The sequence below is a fragment of the Stenotrophomonas lacuserhaii genome (assembly GCF_014836545.1).
In the GTDB taxonomy this organism is placed as follows: domain Bacteria; phylum Pseudomonadota; class Gammaproteobacteria; order Xanthomonadales; family Xanthomonadaceae; genus Stenotrophomonas; species Stenotrophomonas lacuserhaii.
Genome location: NZ_JACSQS010000006.1, coordinates 111,018 through 132,293, shown reverse-complemented (window position 1 = coordinate 132,293; position 21,276 = coordinate 111,018). Strand labels below are relative to the sequence as shown.

At 62.2% G+C, this 21,276-nt stretch carries 17 protein-coding genes; 11 read left to right on the top strand and 6 right to left on the bottom strand.

Features of this window, described 5'->3' with window-relative positions; genetic code table 11:
• Positions 1-188 precede the first annotated feature (188 nt).
• The 9 genes from H9654_RS08180 (at position 189) to H9654_RS08140 (ending at position 13,572) form a co-directional block, all read left to right on the top strand.
• Entirely contained in the window at positions 189-2,609 is a 2,421-nt protein-coding gene (locus H9654_RS08180) for a membrane-bound PQQ-dependent dehydrogenase, glucose/quinate/shikimate family (protein WP_191770399.1), read from the top strand.
• 543 nt (positions 2,610-3,152) lie between these two features.
• A complete protein-coding gene (locus H9654_RS08175) occupies positions 3,153-8,399 on the top strand; it encodes an RHS repeat protein (RefSeq protein WP_191770397.1) in 5,247 nt (1,748 codons plus the stop codon).
• 16 nt (positions 8,400-8,415) lie between these two features.
• A complete protein-coding gene (locus tag H9654_RS08170) occupies positions 8,416-9,381 on the top strand; it encodes an RHS repeat-associated core domain-containing protein (RefSeq protein WP_225211938.1) in 966 nt (321 codons plus the stop codon).
• Between the two features lie 502 nt (positions 9,382-9,883).
• Positions 9,884-10,156 (top strand): hypothetical protein, encoded by a 273-nt coding sequence (locus H9654_RS08165; protein WP_191770393.1) that lies wholly within the window; start codon positions 9,884-9,886, stop codon positions 10,154-10,156.
• Between the two features lie 705 nt (positions 10,157-10,861).
• Positions 10,862-11,155, top strand: coding sequence for a hypothetical protein (locus H9654_RS08160; RefSeq protein WP_191770391.1), 294 nt, complete (start codon positions 10,862-10,864; stop codon positions 11,153-11,155).
• Between the two features lie 562 nt (positions 11,156-11,717).
• A complete protein-coding gene (locus H9654_RS08155; protein ID WP_191770389.1) occupies positions 11,718-12,194 on the top strand; it encodes a hypothetical protein in 477 nt (158 codons plus the stop codon).
• Positions 12,195-12,287: 93 nt separating this feature from the next.
• Positions 12,288-12,596, top strand: a complete 309-nt coding sequence (locus H9654_RS08150; protein ID WP_191770387.1) for a hypothetical protein — start codon at positions 12,288-12,290, stop codon at positions 12,594-12,596.
• Positions 12,597-12,797: 201 nt separating this feature from the next.
• Positions 12,798-13,304 carry a hypothetical protein gene (locus tag H9654_RS08145; protein WP_191770386.1) on the top strand — a complete coding sequence of 169 codons (507 nt, stop codon included), beginning with the start codon at positions 12,798-12,800 and terminating at the stop codon, positions 13,302-13,304.
• Complete coding sequence (locus H9654_RS08140) at positions 13,297-13,572, top strand: hypothetical protein (protein WP_191770384.1); 276 nt, start codon at positions 13,297-13,299, stop codon at positions 13,570-13,572. The genes H9654_RS08145 and H9654_RS08140 overlap by 8 nt, the downstream gene beginning before the upstream one ends.
• A gap of 37 nt (positions 13,573-13,609) precedes the next feature.
• Here H9654_RS08140 and H9654_RS08135 read toward each other — a convergent pair whose 3' ends face one another.
• Both H9654_RS08135 and H9654_RS08130 read right to left on the bottom strand, forming a co-directional pair.
• Positions 13,610-14,506 (bottom strand): NAD(P)/FAD-dependent oxidoreductase, encoded by an 897-nt coding sequence (locus tag H9654_RS08135; protein WP_191770382.1) that lies wholly within the window; start codon positions 14,504-14,506, stop codon positions 13,610-13,612.
• Complete coding sequence (locus H9654_RS08130; RefSeq protein ID WP_191770380.1) at positions 14,503-14,949, bottom strand: Rrf2 family transcriptional regulator; 447 nt, start codon at positions 14,947-14,949, stop codon at positions 14,503-14,505. Before H9654_RS08130 ends, H9654_RS08135 begins: the two co-directional genes overlap by 4 nt.
• Positions 14,950-15,004: 55 nt before the next feature.
• On the opposite strand from H9654_RS08130, the gene H9654_RS08125 reads away from it, so the two are divergent.
• A complete protein-coding gene (locus H9654_RS08125; RefSeq protein ID WP_191770378.1) occupies positions 15,005-15,670 on the top strand; it encodes a class I SAM-dependent methyltransferase in 666 nt (221 codons plus the stop codon).
• A gap of 17 nt (positions 15,671-15,687) precedes the next feature.
• Here H9654_RS08125 and H9654_RS08120 read toward each other — a convergent pair whose 3' ends face one another.
• On the bottom strand, positions 15,688-16,077 hold the full coding sequence (locus tag H9654_RS08120; RefSeq protein WP_191770377.1) for an OsmC family protein: 390 nt from the start codon (positions 16,075-16,077) through the stop codon (positions 15,688-15,690).
• 157 nt (positions 16,078-16,234) lie between these two features.
• Here H9654_RS08120 and H9654_RS08115 point away from each other — a divergent pair, with 157 nt between their 5' ends.
• The gene (locus H9654_RS08115; protein WP_191770375.1) at positions 16,235-18,280 is read left to right on the top strand and encodes a TonB-dependent receptor; all 2,046 of its coding nucleotides are present in this window, start codon (positions 16,235-16,237) and stop codon (positions 18,278-18,280) included.
• A gap of 59 nt (positions 18,281-18,339) precedes the next feature.
• Here H9654_RS08115 and H9654_RS08110 read toward each other — a convergent pair whose 3' ends face one another.
• The 3 genes from H9654_RS08110 to H9654_RS08100 all read right to left on the bottom strand — a co-directional run bounded on the left by H9654_RS08110 (position 18,340) and on the right by H9654_RS08100 (position 21,060).
• Positions 18,340-18,786, bottom strand: coding sequence for a nuclear transport factor 2 family protein (locus H9654_RS08110; protein ID WP_191770373.1), 447 nt, complete (start codon positions 18,784-18,786; stop codon positions 18,340-18,342).
• Positions 18,787-18,834: 48 nt separating this feature from the next.
• The gene (locus H9654_RS08105; RefSeq protein ID WP_191770371.1) at positions 18,835-19,953 is read right to left on the bottom strand and encodes a nuclear transport factor 2 family protein; all 1,119 of its coding nucleotides are present in this window, start codon (positions 19,951-19,953) and stop codon (positions 18,835-18,837) included.
• 69 nt (positions 19,954-20,022) lie between these two features.
• Complete coding sequence (locus tag H9654_RS08100; protein ID WP_191770370.1) at positions 20,023-21,060, bottom strand: AraC family transcriptional regulator; 1,038 nt, start codon at positions 21,058-21,060, stop codon at positions 20,023-20,025.
• Between the last annotated feature and the right edge of the window lie 216 nt (positions 21,061-21,276).

Below are 21,276 nucleotides of genomic sequence, written 5' to 3'. Positions count from 1 at the left end.
CGTCTGATGATTTGGTTTTCACTTCTGTGGGCGTAGTCTTGCATAGCTATGCAAAAAACGTTTCATCCCCCGAAGCGGCCCACTGCGCCCGATGCGACGCCCGGCCTGCTTACCCGGTCTCCCCCGGGGACCCGCCTGCACCGGTATCCAGGCGCCAGGCTCGCGTCCCCCTCTCTCCCGGAACTGAAATGAACTCCTCGGAAAAACCCCTCGTTCGCGCAGGTCGGTGGCTGTTGTCGCTGGTCCTGGCCGTGTTCGGCCTTTGCATGGTCGGCGGCGGCATCTGGCTCATCGCGTTGGGCGGCAACTGGTACTACGCCATCGCCGGGCTGCTCAGCCTTGGCAGTGCCATCGGACTGGCGCGGCGACGACCATCGGCCTCGCTCTGGTTCGGCGCCTTGTTCCTGCTCACACTGGCGTGGACTGTCTGGGAGGCCGGTTCACGCTACTGGGCCTGGGTGCCGCGCTTTGCGTTGGTGCTGGTGCTTGCCATCGGCTTCTCGCTGCTGCTGCCTACGCTGCATGCCCGCATGACCCGGCGCAGGGCGGGGGCGGTCACCGGTGTGCTGGTCGCCGCGTTCCTGGTCGCAACCGGGCTGGCCTTCGTACCGCAGGGCGTGACCGAAGCAGAGAATGTACCCGCCGTGGCAGGCAATGCCTTCGAGGCCGCCACCGGGGCCGGCACGGACAGTGCGTTGCCGTCCACCGATTGGCCCGCCTACGGGGGCAACCAGGCTGCCATGCGCTATTCGCTGGCGAGCCAGATCACGCCTGCAAACGTGAAGAATCTCGCGGTGGCATGGACCGCGGAAGTCGGCGAGGTGCCGAGTGATTCGCGCTGGGGCGTGCAGAACACGCCGCTGAAAATCGCCGATTCTCTGTACGTATGCGGCTACCTCAATACGGTGACCGCATTGGACGCTGCCACGGGCAAAGCGAAATGGACCTTCGACCCCGGCGTGACCTCCAAGGCAGTGCCCTACACCCCGGCCTGTCGTTCGCTGGCGTACTTCGCCGAACCGGCCGCCGACACCGCGACAGCGGGTGCCACCTGCGCAACCCGCATCATCGTCGGCACGCTGGATGCGCGCATCATCGAACTCGACGCGCGTGACGGCAAGCGCTGCGATTCCTTCGGCAGCAACGGCGAAGTGAAGCTCACCGAAGGCATGGGCGAGGTGTACCAGGGTTACGTGGCCATTACCTCGGCGCCTGCGGTGGTGCGCGATACGCTGATCGTCGGGCACACCACCATCGATGGGCAGCGCGCTTATGGTCCTTCCGGCGTCACCAAGGCCTACGATGTGCGCACCGGTAAGCTGAAGTGGGCATGGGATGCGGCAACCCCGATGGATACCGCGCCGCGCGTTGGCGAGGACGTGTACAAGCGCGGCTCGCCGGACGTGTGGACCTCCTTCACCGGCGACAACAAGCTGGGCCTTGTGTACCTGCCGGTCGCCAATGCATCGGGCGACTATTATTCCTCCGAGCGCACGCCGGAAGAACTGAAATACTCGCCCTCGTTGACCGCGCTCGACGTGGAAACCGGGCAGCCGCGCTGGACCTTCCAGAACACCCACGCCGATGTGTGGGACAACGATCCGGGTTCACCGCCGACCCTGTTCGACTATCCGCAGGCAGACGGAACGCGCATCCCGGCGGTGATCTTCCCGACCAAAAGTGGCGACGTCTACGTGTTGAACCGCGAGACCGGCAAGCCGCTGTTCCCGGTGGAAGAGCGACCGGTGCCGCAGGGTGGCTTCGAGCCGGCGGCGCGTTCAAAGACGCAACCGTTCTCGCTGTTCAACAGCCTGGCCAAGGGAGACATGACGCCGGAGAAGACCTGGGGCCTGACCCCGCTGGACCAGCTGGCCTGCCGCATCCAGTACCACCAGGCGGATTATCGCGGGCAGTACACACCGCCCAGCGTGGACAAGCCGATCATCAACTATCCCGGCTATAACGGCGGCTCGGACTGGGGTGGCGTGGCGCTTGATCCGGCACGCGGCCTGATCATCGCCAATTACAACGACATGCCCAACTACACCCGGCTGGTCAGCCGTGCAGAGGCGGACAAGCTTGGGTGGAAGGCCCCGCAGATCATCAACGATCCCGGCTACAAGGCGCACGGCGAAGGCGCAGGCGATCCGCAGGAAGGCCTGCCGGTTGCCGTGGATGTCAATGCGGGCTGGCAGATGAAGTTCACCGGCATGCTGTGCAAGGAGCCCCCGTACGGTGGCATCCGCGCGATCGATGTGCGCGACGGTCGTACCGTGTGGGATCGACCGCTGGGTACGGCCCGCAAGAATGGTCCCTTCGGCCTGCCCACGGGTCTGCCCATCGTCATCGGCACGCCGAACAACGGCGGCTCGGTGGTCACAAAGTCCGGCCTGGTCTTCATTGCGGCGGCAACCGATGACCTTATCCGTGCCATCGACATCACCACCGGCAAAACCGTCTGGTCTGCTCCGCTCCCGGCCGGTGGCCAGGCGATGCCGATGGTCTACGAGGCAGGGGGCAGGGAATACGTGGTGATCACGGCAACCGGCCACCACTTCATGCACACCCCACGCGGCAACTTCGTGGTGGCCTACGCATTGCCGCAGTAGCACCGCGTAGGCGTGACAACTGCCGGCGCCCGATCCTCTTTTCCTGATGGGAAAGGGGTTCTGGCGCCGGGCACCGAGGCGGATGACACTGATTCTTCACGGCGGTCATTCACCGCTGGCGTTTGCCTTTTCAATTCGATGCGCTATGGCGCAGCGTTTACCCACACCTGCTCCCCGGTGCACCCACCACGTTGCGCCGGCGTTCGCCAGCGCCCGCAGCGGAGTGACAGGGATGACGATACGTTCGACATGCGTCAGGTTGGCAGCACCGTCGTAGGTCGGTGCTGTTCCTTGATCGTGGACTCCGTTCTTCCAGGTTGCGTTCCAACTGGTTGACGAAGCAGGAGGGGGAGTCGTGCACGGTCACGGGAACACGGCGGACGTGGATTGCGGCAGTGCAGTACGAACCACTTCACAGATTTGCTGTCGTGCCATTCCTTCAGCCATCCTTCATCCTTTAGACTCGACGCCTAAACAGCGCATGGAAGCGTCGTCCGCCGTCGTGGCCGGGTACGCGGACGTGTAGTGAAAGGGAGACTGGGGTTGACTACGAAACTGACCTGGGGCGGCCGTATCGGCGCCGCCGTACTAGCAGGCTTGTGCGCGAATCAGGCTGCGGCCATCGAGCCGTATCAGGAGTACCGCAAGCACATCGAATCGGCGCAGAACCTCACCGCGCTGAAAGATGACCTGATGGGCGACAACGTCAGCCTGTACAACGGCAAGACGGAGTTCGCCGTCACCGACATCACCCTGCCGGGTAACAATTCCTTGCCGGTGCAGATGCGTCGACGCTTCAGCGTCGAGCTGGATCTGATCGGTGGCACCAACTACAACGCCAATCTTGACGGCGTAGGCGGCTGGGAAGTCGATGTGCCCAGCATTTCGGGGACCTTTCCGGCCAGCGGCTGGGGTGAGAACCGCTGTAGTGGGCACATGGTGCCCTCCTATCCAACAGCCTTCCAGCTGACGGAGATCTGGCAGGGTAATCAGATCCATATTCCGGGCGGTGGCGATCGCGCCATGCTGGGACTCAACGCCGACACGCCGCGCCCCAATGATGGCGTGGCCCGTAAATGGACTACAGCCCAGCGCGATGCCATCGACTGTATTCCGATGAAGTCTGGACTGGCTGGTGAAGGGTACCGGGTCAAGACCACGGAAGGCGTTTCCTACTACTTCGATACAGCTGCCAGCCGCCTGGCCGGCATCATCGACCGTTCGTTGGGATTCGGTGGACGTGCCCGCGTCTCCCGCATGCGCATTTATGTTCAGGCCAGTCGTGTGGAAGACCGCTTCGGCAACTGGGTGCAGTACACCTACAACGCAGAGGGACGCCCGGTCCGCATCTGGTCCAGCGATGGGCGCGAGATCGTGCTGACGTACAGCGGCGGTCATCTGGCCACCGCGACCGCAGCGGGACGGACATGGTCGTACTCCTACGGAAGTGTTGAAGGGCAAACACGTCTTACGCGGGTCGCCTTACCCGACGGTAGTGCTTGGTCGTATTCCTACTCAAGCGCGTTGAGGACCGATTCGCAGATGTGGGATGGAAATTCGCGGCCCAACTGCGCCGAGCAGCCGCCTGAATCCTTTGGTGAGCTGACGATGACGGTTGGTCATCCTTCTGGTGCCACCGGAACGTTCAAGCTGCGCAATCTGCGGCATGGCCGCAGCGGTGTCCACATGAGTGAGTGCCTGCAGCGGTTGAGCAGTACTCAGGGCGGCGAAGCGCAGTATTACTACGTGCTGGGGAGGCCTTTCTTCTTTGACGTTGTGTCTCTGACCAGTAAGACGATTACTGGTCCAGGCCTCTCCAAGCCGCTGACTTGGAGCTACAGTTACGGCGCAGGCTTTGAGCCTCTCTGGGGCAGCTCAGGCTCGCCTGCAAACTATCCCTGCACCACATGCAAGAAGGAAAAGAACGTAACCATCTCCAATCCGGATGGCACGCGGACCGTTCACCGCTACGGCACGCTTTATGCGCTCAACGAAGGTAGGCTACTCGGAACCAGTACGCTGGATGCCGCAGGCAATACAGTCAGTACGCGGTCCAGTGTCTACATGACGACGGGTGAAGTCGCAGGCCAGCCCTTCGCACCCACCTATGGTCTGATCTACGGTAGTGACGATCCCAGCACGGCCCAGGTACGTCCGGTCGTGGCCGAGGCCATCGATCAGGACGGCGACAGTTACCAGACCAGTATGTTGGTTTTCGATGCCATGGCCCGTCCTACACGGGTCAACCGTTCCAGTGCCTACGGCTCGCGCACGGACACTACGACCTATCAGGACAACAGTGCGTTGTGGGTGATGGGTCAGACGGCCAAGCTCACCAATGATGACACCGGGGCCGTTGAATCCCAGACGACCTTCGATTCGCTGATGCGTCCCATCGAAGAGCGCGCATTCGGCAAACTGAAGCAGGCGCTGGGCTACAACGCCGATGGCACGGTGGCCTCTGTAACGGACGTGCTGGGCAACGCGACCACGTTGTCTGCATGGAAACGCGGCACGCCACAGCAGATCCGCTTTGCCGACGGTGCAACGCAGTCCGCCGTAGTGGACGACAACGGCTGGATTGCCTCGGTGACAGACGAGAACGGCGCGACCACCCAGTACGGCTATGACCCCATGGGCCGCATTGCCAGCATCGACTGGCCGGCAAATGACAGCGTTGCCTGGACGCGGACCACACAGACGTTCTCGGCGGTGAATGGTGACGAGTACGGCATTCCGGCCGGCCACTGGCGACAGAGCACCATGACTGGCAATGCCCGCAAGAATACGTATTTCGACGCGTTCTGGCGGCCGTTGGTGACAGAGGAATACGACAACGCAGCGCGTAGTGCAACGCAGCGTTATCAGCGGTTCGCGTATGACGAGGCTGGGCGTCGTGTATTCGCCTCCCATTGGGGGACCAGCGCGACCCTGAACGCAGGCGCTTGGACGACGTACGATGCGCTCGGCCGCCAGCGCTCCGTTTCCGTTGATGCGGAGTCTGGCCTGCTTACCACGCTGACCGACTACCCTGGCGCGGGTCAGGTGAAGGTTACCGACGCGCGCGGAAACATCACCACCACGCGATTCCAAGCGTTTGGTGAGCCATCAACCGATTCGCCTACGGTCATCACCCATCCGGAAGGTGCGGTTACCGAAATCACGCGCGATGTGTTCGGCAAGCCCCGTTCCATCGTTCGCCGTAACCTCGATGGCAGCACGCGCATTGCCCGTAGCTACGTTTACGACGCCAATCAGCGCTTCTGCAAGTCGATTGAGCCGGAAACTGGTTCGACCCTGATGGGTTACGACGAGGCGGGAAATCTGGTCTGGAGCGCGTCCGGTCTCAACCTCCCCAGTACAACGTCGTGTGACATGGGTTCGACCACCATCGCCGCACGGAAGGTGACGCGTGGCTACGACGCGCGCAATCGACTGATCACCCTGCGCTTCCCGGACAAGAATGGCGACCAGGACTGGACTTACACCGCGGACGGCAAGCCGGCAACCATTACCACGTCGAACGAGGCGGGCACCGCCCAGGCCATAAACACCTACAGCTACAACAAGCGCGGAATGCTTGTTGCTGAAACGTCCAGTGAAAGTACGCTGGGCATTCAGTCCATCGGATATGCGTACAGCCCGCTGGGTGCCTTGGCGGGTTTGACCTATCCCAGCGGCCGCTATGTCGATTACGCACCCAATGCGTTGGGTCAGCCGACCAAGGCCGGCAGTTTTGCAACCGGCGTCAGCTACTACCCGAACGGTGGGATGAAGCAGTTCAGCTATGGCAATGGCATCGTCCACACGATGCAGCAGAACGCACGCCAGTTGCCTGCACGGGTGACCGACAGCCGCGGCGCACTTGATACCACTTATGAGTTTGATGCCAACGGCAACGTGGGGCGCATCGTGGATCACCTGGACGGCGCGCGCACACGGACGATGAGCTATGACGGCCTGGATCGCCTGGTGCAGGCGAACTCGGCGTCGTTCGGCGGCGATGGTGTGTTCCGTTACACCTACGATGCGGTGGACAACCTGCGTAGCGCGAAGTTGGGTGGGGTCAAGGACCACAACTACTGGTACGACGCCAAGAATCGCCTGGCCAACGTGCAGGACAGCGCGGGCGCAACAACCATAGCGCTGACCTACGATGTGCAGGGCAATGTCGCCAAGCGCAGCGGTATCACGCACACCTTTGACTTCGGCAATCGCTTGCGCGCGGTGGCTGCCGCTGAGCGGTATCGTTACGATGCACAGGGGCGGCGCATCCTGTCGACCGCGACCAGCGGTGGCAGCACCATCCGCTCCCTGTACGGCAACGACGGCGTTCTACGCCGGCAGGACAATGCTCGCGAAGGCAAGAACACGGAGTATATCCAGCTCAACGGGAGCTTGGTCGCGCGCGCGATCCAGGTCGTTGCGCCGACCACGCCGGCGCTGACTGTTCCATCGTTCAGCAATAGCGGGACGTATGGGGTGAGCTGGACCGCTGTCAGCTATGCAACACGCTATGAATTGCGCGAGCAGCTCGGGACGGGGGCGTGGACCACTGTGCACAACGGCACGGCGCGAACCTGGAGTGCCTCTGCCAAAGCCGAAGGAAATTATGGCTACAGCATCCGTGCGTGCCAGCAGGATGCCTGTGGTAGCTGGAGTGCGACGGCCACGATCTCGGTGCAGAAGCCGCCCGCTGCCTCAGCAGTTGTCTCAGTTCCGACAACCGCGCTGAACGGCAACTATTCCGTCACCTGGACGGCTGTAACGGGCGCTGCCACGTACCGGCTGCAGGAGCAGATCGGCAGCGGTGCATGGGCAACGGTGCAGGAGACTGCGGCGCGTAGCTGGGCGGTTTCGGGCAAGGCGACGGGCAGCTACGGGTACCGTGTCTACGCTTGCAACCCGGCAGGATGTGGAGCGGTGTCGGCTACCGCAAAGACGACGGTTCTTTACCCGCCGGCAAGCGCGCCGGGTATCTCCGCACCTGGCCAGAGCCTGGGTGGTGCCTATACCGTGAGCTGGAATGCGCTGGCTGCGACCACGCGCTACGGCCTGGAGGAAAGTGTGAATGGAAGCGGCTGGACGGTGGTGGCTTCCATTACCGGTACCAGTCAGGCGTTCAGCGGTAAGGGGACGGGTAGTTATGCATACCGCGTGCGTGGCGGCAACGATGCAGGGTGGGGTGCCTATTCGGGAACCGCGACTGTCTCGGTCATCCAGCCTCCGGGCGCGCCGGGGCTGAGCGGCCCGGCAAGCACTGGTAGTGGAAGCGCCACGATGAGCTGGAATGGCGTTGCGATGGCGGTGAACTATGTGCTTGAGGAGAGCGTGAATGGCGGCGGTTGGGGCGTGGTCCAGAACGATGGATCTACCCAGTCAACGCGCAATGGCCTTGGGTTTGCCACTTACACGTATCGGGTGAAGGCGTGCAATGCCGCCGGCTGCAGCGGGTACTCCAACAACGTGACGGTAGTTTCCAGCCCGCCGCCTGGTACGCCTGCGATCACCAAGTCAGTGAAGTATCAGTGGATCGTGAACCGTGCCACCAAGAACCGCTGTGAGGCGCAATGGACTCCTGTGACAGGGGCTGCAACGTATGAGTTCCAAGCATATGGCGGCCGAACGCAGTACACCGGGCCGCTGACTTCCATCAAGTCTGAGGGCGCCGGATATTGTGCTTCCAGCCACATCATCCGCGCCTGCAATGCCAGTGGTTGCTCTGCATGGTCCAGCCCGCCGGTCAATCAGTCGTTGGTTGACCTTGGCGACCTCACCAACCCCCTGTGACGAGCGGATGCGAACCATGAATATCATCAAGAGACTGGCCACGGGCGCTGTGTTGCTGGCAGGCACGTGGAGTGCCGCCAGCCAAGAGATCATCGAGTACATCCACACCGATGCGCTGGGCTCGCCGGTTGCGGTATCCGATGCCGCGGGGAACGTGACCGAGCGGACGGTGTATGAACCGTATGGCGCGACCGTAGGAACCGGGCCGTCGGATGCGCCGGGTTTCACGGGGCATGTGGCGGACTCCGCGACCGGTCTGACTTACATGCAACAACGCTACTACGACGCAGAGATCGGCGCCTTTCTTTCAGTCGACGCCGTCGCTGCTTACAGCGGTAGTTCTGCGAACTTCAATCGCTACCGTTATGGGAATGGGAACCCGCTCAAATTTCTTGATCCTGACGGGAATGATGCGATTTATTTCACAGACGCAAATGTAGTAGTCATACCCGTTCATTTTAGTGGTTCTGGTGCAACGCGAGAGAATGTTGGGGAAATCAAGCGTAGAGTAGATTCGCTTAAATCCGAATTCTCTGGGCTGAGGATAGTGCTTCAGCCCCTTCAGGCGCCAGGGGGTATTGGAACTAATGTTATGCGGCTCGAGGAGGGGAGGGACTACAAATCCTATCCTCGCGCTGGCGAAGGGGTTGACAGCTTTGGCGGAAACAAAGGCTATATTGACACGGGTGGGCTCAACTGGCGCGGAGCAGCGGTGCATGACATATTGCATTTTGCTGGCGCGCCTGAGGGCTATGCTGACTCAGGTAGCAGGGAGGGGCGTACATCCACCTATCGGCCTGGGTATTCGCAGAAACATATCATGGCTGATCGCAGTGGAAACTCGCTTCGCGCAATGGATGAGGATGCAATCAAAGGAAACTCCACTACATTCAGGCACCAATTGGGATCTTTCCAAGGGGTGTTCAGAGTGAGTGGTAGGATTGAATCAAAGCAGCTTGAGAAAAAATTGGGTGGTAAATAATGGGAAGAAATCGATTGTCGCTGAGGATGCGGGTACTGAGATCCGCGTTTCTGCTTGGCTCTGGTTTTATGCTGGCTGGATGTGGCTACGCTCCATGTCAGGTTGTTGTTATCAACCAGATGCCTAGTGCGGGAATGGCGCAGTGGTATCAGGCAGAGCTAATGAGGCGTGTCCAGCTCGCGCAGACGGCCGATTTAAATAATGGTTCATGGCAAATTAACATCCGAGAGGTCAGGCCCTTGACTCGAGACGTCGTGCAGGCAGCGGATGGAAGCCCGCTGTCGAAACATTTGATCGACTTCGACGTGCAGGATCCTCAGTCGAATTCAGTAGAGGGTCGTTGCGATAATGGGTTCGATGAATGTATCGAACAGGTACTGTTAAAGCTGCCCGAGCAGTGCGTCATGTAAAGTTTTGCGACATTCCCACTTCTATTCGTGCAGGGTAAAGGTGGCTCATGTTGTTGGCTGTAGATGGAGTTGCCGCTCACAAGTCACCGCCGATGGAATCGTCTTCGACCCTGGTGGGTTACGACGACGCGGGAAATCTGGTCTGGAGCGCGTCCGGTCTCAACCTCCCCAGTACAACGTCGTGTGACATGGCTTCGACCACCGTCGCCGCACGGAAGGTGGCGCGTGGCTACGACGCGCGCAATCGACTGATCACCCTGCGCTTCCCGGACAAGAATGGCGACAAGGACTGGACTTACACCGCGGACGGCAAGCCGGCAACCATTACCACGTCGAACGAGGTAGTGCGATCGGCAGCTTCCTGAGTGTCGATCCCGTGACGCCGTATGGGCAGGGATTTGGTCAGTTCAACAGGTATAGGTATGCCAACGGGAATCCTGTGGGGAACGTTGATCGAGATGGAAGGCAGTGCACAGGTGCTCACATCACCGCTATGTGTCAAGCCGGGGGCGTTTCTGGGTTGGTAACGAGTACAGCGGGTGCAGGGGCGGCACGACAAGCGAACCAAGCTTTGCGGAACGCGGATGGGTTCAGGCCGTTCGATTCAAAGAAGGAAATGTACGGCGTCTGGGCAAGTAGTGTTGAGCCGGTGTCGGAGAGTTGGGGGGTTGAGATTGTGTCCTTGTTCTACAAAGCTCCGGGAGGCAAAGTCCGAGCTGGGCCAGCACATAGCGATGGACGGCCAACGAGCGCGAGTGGAGTTTTTCCTCTAACTCGCGGAAGGGACGAGATTGGCTTTATGCATACGCACCCCAAATAGCCATCAGGAGTTCGGCTGATATGTTAGTGCACAAGTCGAGTCGCGGGATGTTCCGCGGCGGGCAGAACTCTGGGTGCGGCGATCTTTCTACTGCCGCGTCTAGGAGAGTTGACGCGATGATGGTGCGTAATGGGCGAGTGTACGAATTTAGTTTTGAGAGTTACCAAAGGGCGATGGGTCAGCCCGGCGGAGGTGCGGAAGCTCGCGTGGAAATTTACGAAGTTGGGGCTACACCAGGGAAATTTCCATAATGCTTGAGATGATTTTTGCAATAGGTTTTCTGTCGGTCGTTGGTTACTTGATCGTGTTTTTTCGGTTTTCGAGACGCTTTCCTCGGCTCTACCCAGAGCTGTGGGTAAGGGTAGGTTGCCCGGAGGCGTTCGGTCTGCGGGGACAGTCAACGTATCTCGCCATAGTGCTCGGGTTGGAAACCAGGATTCCGCGTCAAGAACTGCATCAGGTGCGGCTTGAGATGATGGTGATTCGAGTTTTTCTGGGATTCACTGTAGTTGCGCTTACATTCGCTGCTTTCATGACGGGCTGAGTCATGGAAGTGTAGGTGCGCAAACACGGGGCCCCGACATATCGGGATAAACGTGGCAGGTGAAGAACTCGTGTCGATGCAAGGCTAAGTCAGCTTGAAGGTACCCATCGGCACCTTCAGTCAATAGGCTGCATCTAGAGTCGCTGTACCGGCATTTTGGGTCCGCGCACGGCGCCTGAAGCCAGTTTTGCGAGTGATGTGCGCGGGTCATCCGTAGGTCGTAGACCGGGCCTGCAAGTGTAGCCCGAGCGCGCCCACCACGCCCATGGCGGTCTCGAAATGGATCTATCGAGCACCCTTTAATTGCCGACGCATCCCTTCAGTATTGAGGCCGAACGCTGGCGCGACATGGTCGATAACGCGCAGCTCGGCGACCAGTAACTGCGCGGGAGGATGCGGGTCGTGAGATATGCGTTTACCCCTGCCGAGGTAGCTGTGTCCCCGACTAGACTGCCGAGTTAGTGAATGGTCGCCGCTGCTGGTGAGGCTGACAGGACTTCGTTAAGCTGGCGCCACTGGGGTGGTGTGCTTGACGGAACAAGGAAGGTCACGAGGTGCTGCAATGAAGAAGGTCAGAGCTTGCGCAGGCATCGCGCTTGCGCTCATGTTGGTTGCATGTGCCAAGGACCCGGTGCCCCAGCGCGATACGCGTTCGCCAGGGGTTTGCAGGTTCATGGTCAATTCCATCGACGACCGTGTCTGCGCGACTTCATTCGTTGCGGTTCTCGTAGACCCTGCCCTTTACGATGGTGAGCGCGTAAGTTTCATGGCGTGGGCAGAGCCAGTGAACGATGTGATCATGCTGTTCCCGTCAAAGGATTTGCTTGATGCACGCGATCCCTTCTCCTCGATCGTTGTCTATCCGGTAGATTCACCGGAATCGTTCAAGAAGCTCGTCAGTATGACCAAGGACGGCCCTCAGTATGTCCGTGTATCGGGTGCGTTCCAGCACATTGCTGGAGGCGAGGTCTCTCCGAGCTTCGAGGCCGTGGACGCGGATCGGCTTGGGGTGCTTGTAGGAATGCGCTGGAGCCGCTAAGTGCCACGCCTGGTCAACTCAAGGTGGTTGGATGTGCATGCATATAGGGTAGTTGTCGAAGGTGTTTTCGTGGTTCCTCCGGGACCCGATAAGATGCTGCTTGGCTTTTACTCAACGGTCTATGGCGAGGCATCTGATGAACGGGTGGCGCGCCTGCAAGTCGAGGCGCCTGTCCGCGAAGGGATGGCCGCCCATCATGTTGTTGGCGTCTGCGGAGCGCTTATCAGCGAGTACTACCTGGTTCATGAGATCGAGGAAGTTACCCACGAGTCCTGCCTTGAAAATCGCTCGGCCGACTCGGGCTTTACGTTCTTCCGGATCGGCCCGCTGGAGCGATTTTGGCTCGCTGTTCGCGGGTTGTCCGCTGCAAGGGCGGGTCGTTTGATCATGGGTGGGCGATGATGTCTGAAAAGTTGCCGCTGACGGAAGCGTCGATTTCGCCCGAAGACCACGCAGTCTTGTCTGCGGGTGAACAGCATCGGAGAACGTATGGTTGCGTGGCTGATGGCGAGCAAGGTCGATGACGGCTGACCTGATGCGTGTGGGCCTTGGCTGCGGCATTTTGTCCAAAGGAAAGACGCGGTGACGTCGACTTGCGCAAAGATGGAGCTGGATACGGAATCTGCCAATGGCGCGCTGCTTCAGATGCTTGCAGGGGCATGCCTTGACAGCTTTAGTGTTACCAGCATTTCCATCTCCCTTCGATTCATCAATCCTGTCGTGATTCCGGGCGAGAGCCTGTACGTTGACGTCGATTTTGTGTGTGCTGCCACGATTCGCGAGAATGGACTGTCGCCCGACACGCCAGGGTCAAGCGACTTCTTTGACGGGCGGAGTGAGTTTCTTGCGCGAGTATTCTTCTGTATTGGCAAGACGGTTGATGCCACTCAACTCCAAGCGGATGGGCGGCTATCCATAGTCATTGACGCCGTGGTGATCGAATTATGTGTGTCCGTGGAAGACGACGGGCAGGATGATTCGGTGTGGGACGTTTCCGTGCAAAGGGCTGATGCTGGCCATCTTCCTGCGCCGGCCATAGCGTGCGTACCAGATGGTTCCGGTGTCAGATTTCTGGTCGATTCGGAGTCAAGGAGTGGTTTTTATGGCTGATGATGAACTCAGGGATGCCATCATCAATGGTATCCGGACCCTTCTTCTATCCGAGCCGGAGTGCAGGGAGGGCATGGCGCAGTGGAACAGTGATGCAGCGACCATCAAGCGGCTCATGATGCTGGATCGAGGCGCCGTGGGTGTTCCGCATGAACTGTGGCATTACCTCGACGATGTGGATATCAGGGTGAAGGACAGGGATTACGCGAAGGCGCAGATTGAGCATGTCGAGGATCTAATTCGGCAGTGGACGAGCTGCAACGAATGATGGTTTTTTAAAGCAGGTCCCCGAAGGACTCCAGACATCACCCCGCCGTAGGCCACACCAGTGTCCGATGAATCTGCGCCCCCGCCCACGCGCCATCCGCCACGGCCAGTGAAACCGAGTGCGGCATGCGCGCAACGTCGCCGCAGGCGAACACACCTTCAACACTGGTCTCCTTGGCATCGCTGGTCTGCAGCTGGGTACCCATCGGGGTTTCCATCAGCGCACAGCCCAGCGTCTGCGCGATCGGCGTGGAAGGCGCGTTGAGCGGGGCGGTGAACAGCCCCGCAAAAGACAGCCTTCGCCCGTCCGCCAGCACCACATCGGCGTGCCCTTCGATACGTGCGATGGGCGTTGCTTCGATGCGTACCCCACGCGCAACAAGTTCCTCGCGCGCCGCCGCGTCCAGCTCGATGGCCTCGTTGAGCAGGAATGTAACGTTGCCCCATTCGGGCAGCAGCTGCGCCTGGTGGATCGACATCGGCACCACGGCAATCACCCCGATCTCGCCCTGGTCCAGCTCATAACCATGGCAGTAGGGACAGTGGAATACGCTCTTTCCCCAGCGCTCGCCGATGCCGTCGATGGAGGGCAGTTCGTCCGCCACGCCGGTGGCCAGCAGCAGGCGACGGGCGCTGAAGGTGCCGGATGCTGTGGTGGCCACGCTGAAGGCATCGCGTGTTCCCGATGCATCCATGGCGACGTCTTCCACCCAGGTGAGGGTGGGGTAGGCCTGCAGTTGCTGGCGTGCGATGCGGGCGATCTCGGCCGGGTCGGCGCCATCCTGGCTGAGGAAGCCGTGCGAATCGGCGGCCGCCTGGTTGCGTCGTTTGCCCGCGTCGATGATAAGCACGCGCCGCCTGGCACGTACCAGCTGCAGGGCCGCGGCCATGCCGGCGTAGCTGCCGCCGATGATGATGACGTCCTGGGTGTTCATGGATGCTTGCTCCGCAGATGGTGGGCGTGACGACGTTTGAAGTCGGCGGCGAGATCGGCCAGTGACACCGCGGCAAACCGCTCCAGCAGCAGCGCTTCTGCCTGGACGAAGGCATCGTCCAGGGCGGCGTTGACGGCCTGTTCGACCAGGCACTCGGGGTTTTCGTGGCGGTTGCCGATGGCGAACAAGGCCGGCTCGCCCAGTGCCTCGTGCAGTTGGCGCAGGCTCACCTTGCTCAGGTCCGCGTTGATGCGCCAGCCGCCGGCGTGGCCGCGCACGGCGGCGACAAGCCCGGCTTCGCGCAGCAGGCCCATGGTGCGGCGGACCACCACCGGATGGGTGCCCAGGCAGGTCGCCAGCGCGTCGGAGGTCATCGGTCCGGGTTGCTCGGCCATGTGCAGCAGGGCATGCAGGACGGCGGAAAGTCGGCTGTCGCGTTTCATGTAACTAATGATGTTACCTTTAGCGCCACAGGTCAAATCAACGAGGCAGGCGCCCATGTTTTCCGATCCCCACGCCATTGCAGGCTATGCAGAAGGTGCGATGCAGAAGGTACCGGGCCTGCTGGACATGCAGCGCATGGCGCGCCTGTTGCTGGCAGAACGCGTGCCGGCAGACGGCACTGTGCTGGTGCTCGGCGCGGGCGGTGGGATGGAGCTACGCGCCTTCGCCGAGGCACAGCCCGGGTGGCATTTCCGCGCTGTCGATCCGTCTGCATCGATGCTGGACATGGCGCGCCAGAGGCTGGGGCCGTTGGCATCGCGCGTGGTGTTCACCGAGGGCTACATCGACGACGCGCCCGAAGAAGTATGCGACGGCGCGGCCTGCCTGTTGACCCTGCATTTCCTGCCGGCCGAGCAGCGACTGCACACGCTGAAAGCAATGCGGCGCCGGCTGAAACCAGGCGCGCCGTTGGTGGTGGCACATCACAGCTATGCGCAGGATGACGCGCAGAAGGGCCGCTGGCTGCAGCGCTTTGCCGCGTTCTCGGCCTCTTCGGGGATCGCGCTGGACGTGGCGCACACCGTGGACAGCATGGCCCGACTGCTGCCCGCGCTGTCACCGGAGCAGGACGTGGCGCTGCTGCACGAGGCTGGCTTCGGCACGGTGGAACTGTTCTACGCCGCTTTCAGTTTCAGGGGCTGGGTGGCCTACGCCGGGTAATCCGCGCGTGCTGCCGGTCAGCCGCGTTCGCTGGTGATCGTGGCGCCTTCGCGCATCACCAGCGTCACCGGGGTGCGCTCCACCACGTCCAGCAGGCGCGTCCACTGGGCGTCGGTCACGCTGGCCGATGCGCGCAGCGTGCGATGCACCAGCAGCTTGCCTGCCGCGTCCCGCGTGGAGGTCAGCTCGGCATTGAATTCGCCCAGCTCCCAGCCCTTCTTCTCGGCGTACATGCGCAGGGTAATGGCGGTGCACGCGGCCAACGCGGAAAGGTACAGTTCAAACGGGGCCATGCCCTGGTCCTGGCCTCCCAGTGGCGCGGGCTCATCGGCAAGCAGCGTGTGCTGGCCGCTGCTGATGCGATGGGCGAAGTTGCTGCCGGTCGAGGTGACGTGGACGCGGGCCATGCGGGTGCTCTCTGTGCGGAACGGCGAGGCTGCGATGGTAAGGCGGGGCGGCGGGCAGTACATCGCCCGGTGGGGGGACTGGTCGAAATGTAATGTTATTCTGTAACATTGCCCCGCTCGCGACCTTGTCCCCTTCTGCATCAGGCGTTTCCACCCCATGAAAATCCAAGCTCTGGTCGCTGCTACGGCGGCCATCCTGTTCGCGCCCGAGTCGCGCGCGCAGTCCTCCAGCTCCGCCCTGACCCTGGGCAAGGTGGATGTCCACCAGCACACCGACGGGCAGCTCACCGCGCACCAGGTGCTGACCTCGGTGGACGTGCTGGGTGCGGACCAGATCGAGGACAAGAACGTGTCGCACAGCTGGGAGCTGCTGGGGCAGATGCCCGGCATCCAGCTGACCGAAACCCGGCAGGGTGCGGAGTCGGGCAAGGTGAGCTTCCGCGCCTTCAACGGCGAGGGCTACCTCAATGCCATCAAGACCCTGATCGACGGTGTGCCCAGCAACGTCAACAGTGGCAACCAGCGCTTCATCGACATGTTGTTCCCGCTGGAAATCAGCTTCATCGAGGTGGTGCGCGGCACCAACGATCCGCGCTACGGGCTGCACAACATCGGTGGCAACGTGAACTTCGGTACGCGGCAGGGGGGCAACTATACCGATGCCCGGCTCGGCCATGGCAGCTACAACACGCGCGATGCGCAATTGGCGGTCGGTCGCGAGCGCGATGGATTCGCGCAGAATTACTTCGTCGGCAGCCAGGCATCCGATGGTTACCGTGACCACGACAGCTCCGAAAAATACGCGCTGGGTGGCAAGTGGTTCCATGGGAATCTTGAAGACGGCATGCGCATCGGGCTGACCGCGCGCGCCTATCACCACATCGCCGATGAACCCGGTTTCATGACCGCCGACGAGCTGCGAAGCGACCGGCGGGGATCGCAGCGCCGCAACCTCAATGACCGCGATGTGCGCGACATGCAGCAGGTGGGCGTACACCTGGACCTGAAGCTTGCCGACAGCCTGTTCCTGGGCAGCAGGCTGTACTACAACCGCTACGAAGACGACCGTCGGGTGACCTTCAGTGACCTGCCCACCGGCAACGCACCGCGCCAGCGCCGGGTGTGGGACGAGAAGCAGACCGGCATGCTGACCACGCTCACCTGGCATGCCAGGGACAGCGTTACCGTGGAAGGTGGCATGAACTACGAACACCAGGACAACGGCTACCAGCGCCTGCGCTTCAGCTACAGCGAGCCGACCGATTTCAGCAGTGCACCGGCGCGCATCCAGAATGATGACCGGCACACCTTCGACAACTGGGGCGCCTATGTACAGGCCATCTACCAGCCGATCGAACCGCTGAAGATCGTGCCGGCGTACCGCGTGGACCGCTTCGACGGGGATACCCGGCTGCCCGGCGGCGTCACCGGCCCGCTGCAGCGCTACGGCACCATCGAACAGCCGAAACTGAGCGTGGTCTACGCGCTGGCGGAGGACACCAACGTGTATGCCAACTGGGGGCGCACCTTCCAGGTACTGACCGGCTCCACCGCGCCTGCCTACCTGACGCCAGGGCAGGCAGCGATGCGTCCGTCGACCAACACCGGCATGGAGCTGGGCCTGAAGTTCAGTCCGTTCGGGGGCAGCCAGGCACGCATCGCGGTGTGGCAGCAGGACGCGGCCAATGAGGTGTCGAACATGCCGGCCACGGGCACCACGGTGACGCTGGGCAAGACCCGCCGTCGCGGCGTGGATGCTCAGATCAGCACGCAGTGGGGCGACAACTGGACGCTGTGGGCATCGCATGCCTATCAGGAAGCAAAGATCACCCGCGATGATCGTGATGCGGCCCTTTCGCTGCAGGGGCGCGAAGTGGCTGCCACCCCGCGGTACATCAGCAACGTCGGCGTGGATTACCAGGCCAGCGATGCGCTGCAGTTGGGCCTGCAGGCCCGTGCGCAGGGCGATTACTACCTGGAAGAACGCAACGTGGCGGGCAAGTTCGGCGGCTTCGCGGTGCTGGACCTGAGCGCGCGCTACCAGATCACTCCGGCGTGGAGCGTGGACCTGCAGGTGAAGAATGCCACCGGCCGGGAGTATGCGTATGCGTGGTATGACAGCTTCTTCTGGGAGCAGGCGCAGCCGATGTTTTCGCCTGCTGCAGGGCGTTCGGTGTATGTAGGATTGAACTTGAAGTTGTGAGGGCCAGGAAGGTGACGACCAACGGTCGTCACCCACCGAAGGCCGTCACCCACCGAAGGTCAGGGTCTGGCCTGGCCTGTCCATGACTTGCTCATGATCATCCACTTGCCGTCGGTCTTCAGCAGCACGACGTAGTCGACGCCGTCCCAGCCGGGGTAGTCCAGCGTGACCCTGACCGCGGCCAGGTTCTGCGCCATGTCGACGATTTCATAGCTGCGCTTGCGCTGTGCTTCGTTGGCGGCCGGTTTGCCGTTGAAGCCTTCGGCGAACTGTTCCCCGGTGCGCGTGGCCAGGCCGCTGCCGCGGGCGGCCGAGTAGCCGATCATCACCCCGTCGCTGCGGAAAACCTGCCTGGCCAGCGCGTTGTCGGCAGTGGGGTAGGCGCGCATGAAGGTCTGCATGACCTGGTCGACGGCCTCACGGTCGCTGGCCTGCGCCATGACGTAGCTGGGGAGCAGCAGGAGCAGGCTGCCTGCGAGTGCAAGGGATCGGATAAGGGTCTTCATGAGGATTCTCGATGGTGGGTCTGTGGCGAAGCGCGTCGGTTGAAGGAATCAGGGTGTGACCTGGCCTGACCAGGACTTGGAGACGACCATCCAGGTGCCGTCGATACGGGAAAGCGCCAGGTAGTCCAGCCCCTTCCAGCGGGGATAATCGAGGGTCAGTTTCACCACGGCGGCGTTTTCGTTGACGTCCAGGATTTCGTAGCGGCGGTAGCGTTGGTCTTCGTCGGCGGCCACGCCGGTAAAGCCGGTGGCCCATTCCTCGGCGTCCTGGGTGACCACGCGGCGCTGGCCTTCGGAGTAGCCGAGCACGACGCCATCGCGTCGCAGGACCTCGAACATCCGGTTGGCGTCGCCGGCTTCGAACGCCTGCATGACCTTCTGCATGACCTGCTCCACCTCGGCGCGCCCGCCGCGCAGCACCTCCACCACGGCCTTGGCCACCGGCGCGGCCGAGGCGTAGTTCTGGCCGGTGACCACGCGCCCATCGACCTGGATGTACGGCTGTTCGCTGTCGATCGCGCTGAAGGTGCCGCCGCGTGCGGTGACGGTCTGGCCGATCAGGAACGGGAACTGCTTGAAGTAGGCCGCATCCTGCTGTTCGTGCTGTTCCGGATAGCCGGTGATGCGTTTGCCAGCGAGCAGGCTCTGGCCGCCGCTGAGGGTCAGGTCCACGATGCCGGCGGTGCCGTGGCAGACGGCCGACACCACCCCACCGTTGCGCTCGTAGACATGCACGGCGATGCGCCGCAGTTGCGGGTTTTCGGCCACGCCGTACATGGCGTTGCTGCCGCCGACGTAATACACGGCGCGGTACAGGGACGGATCAATCCGGGCGGGCGTGGTGGTGTTGCGCAACCCGGACATGATGCGCGGGTCCTGCTGGCGGGTGGCCACCTCGTCGCTCACGTAGGCATCCAGGATCGGCACGGCCCCGCCATCGGGCGAGACGAAATCCACCGCATACCCGGCTTCGTGGAAGACATCCCATGCGTGGACGACCTCGCCGAAGCTGACGCTGGCCGGCAGCGCGGAGCTGCCGTGGACTTTGCTGCTGGAGAGTACGAACAGGATGCGCTGCGGGGTGGCCGCCTGGACCGTGCTGACCGCGCCCAGGCAGGCGGCCAGCAGCAGCATCAGCAAGGGGCGGATGAAGCGGGATGTATACATGGTGCGGACTCACGGGAAGGAGTCCGCACGTTAGGTGATCCCTTTCAGATCAAGGTATTGCGTCGTGTTTCAGGAGTGCTGGAATGCGTTTCCGGAGTCGGTGGCGCGGCTGCGGAAGGCGGCCGGGGTGATGCCCTCGTGCTTCTTGAACGCGCTGTGGAAGGTCGACATCGACTGGAAGCCGGCTTCGGAGGCGACGATTTCCAGCGGCTTCACCGGCACCTGCAGCAGCAGCGACCTGGCTTCGGCCACCCGCAGCTGCGCTAGGTACCGCTTGAACGAGGTCTGGTTGTCGGCGTTGAGGACCTGCGACAGCCGGGTCTGCGGCACGCCCATGCGACGCGCCAGGCGCGGCAGGGTCAGGCTGGGATCCAGGTGCAGGCGCTCGCGGGCCATCAGTTCGGCCAGCGTCTTGAGCTGGGTGGCCGCCTCGTCGGTCGGGATGCGGCGGTCCTGGTAGGGCTCGATGGCGGCCTGCCCGGAGCGCAGCCGCAGGTAGACCAGCACGCTGGACGCCAGCACGAAGGTGAAGCACAGCGCGCCGACGATGTAGGAGGTGTAACCGGCGGTGTAGTAGGCGGTCCAGATCAACCAGATGCCGAGCAGCGCGCCCAGCAACAGCGGGCCGGACGGGCTTCGCGCCAAACGCGCGCGATGGCGGTAGACCTCGGCGGTGGCCAGCAGCAGGTAGGCCAGCCAGGCGTAATTGATGCCGGGGGTGATGAGGTTGCGCCACAGCACATCGTTGCCTGTGTAGGGCAGGAACAGGTTCACCGCCAGGGTGATGATGACCAGCGCGGTGATATGCCAGCGGTCCACGCGGCTGGCGGCGCGCGTGTTGCCCTGGGTGGAGCGGATGAGGAAGTACAGGCAGGGCCCGATCAGGAAACAGGCGGTGAGGCCGAGCTGCAGGGCGATGCGTGGGATATCCGGCCAGAAATGGAAGACCACGGATTTGCCGGTGCGCACGCCGACCGCCAGCACCAGCAGGGACAGCCAGCGCTGGGTGGGTTCGCCCTTGGCGCGCCACCAGAGAACGCTGGCCAGGCCGAGCCCCATGAAGGCGCCGAGCATGGCAAAGAAGAACAGGAAGTGCTGGCTCAGCATGCTAGGCGTCCTTTCGCTAGGGGTTGCTGGCGGGGTGTCGGGCATTATGGACCGGGTGGTGAAGCGTGACGACCAACGGTCGTCACCCACCAAGGGCGGAGCGTGACGGCCAGCGGCCGTCACTACCGAAGGCGGGGTAGCGCCGAGCCATGCTCGGCGAGCGCAGCGGAAGGCGGAAGGCGGAAGCGTGACGACCAACGGTCGTCACCCACCAGG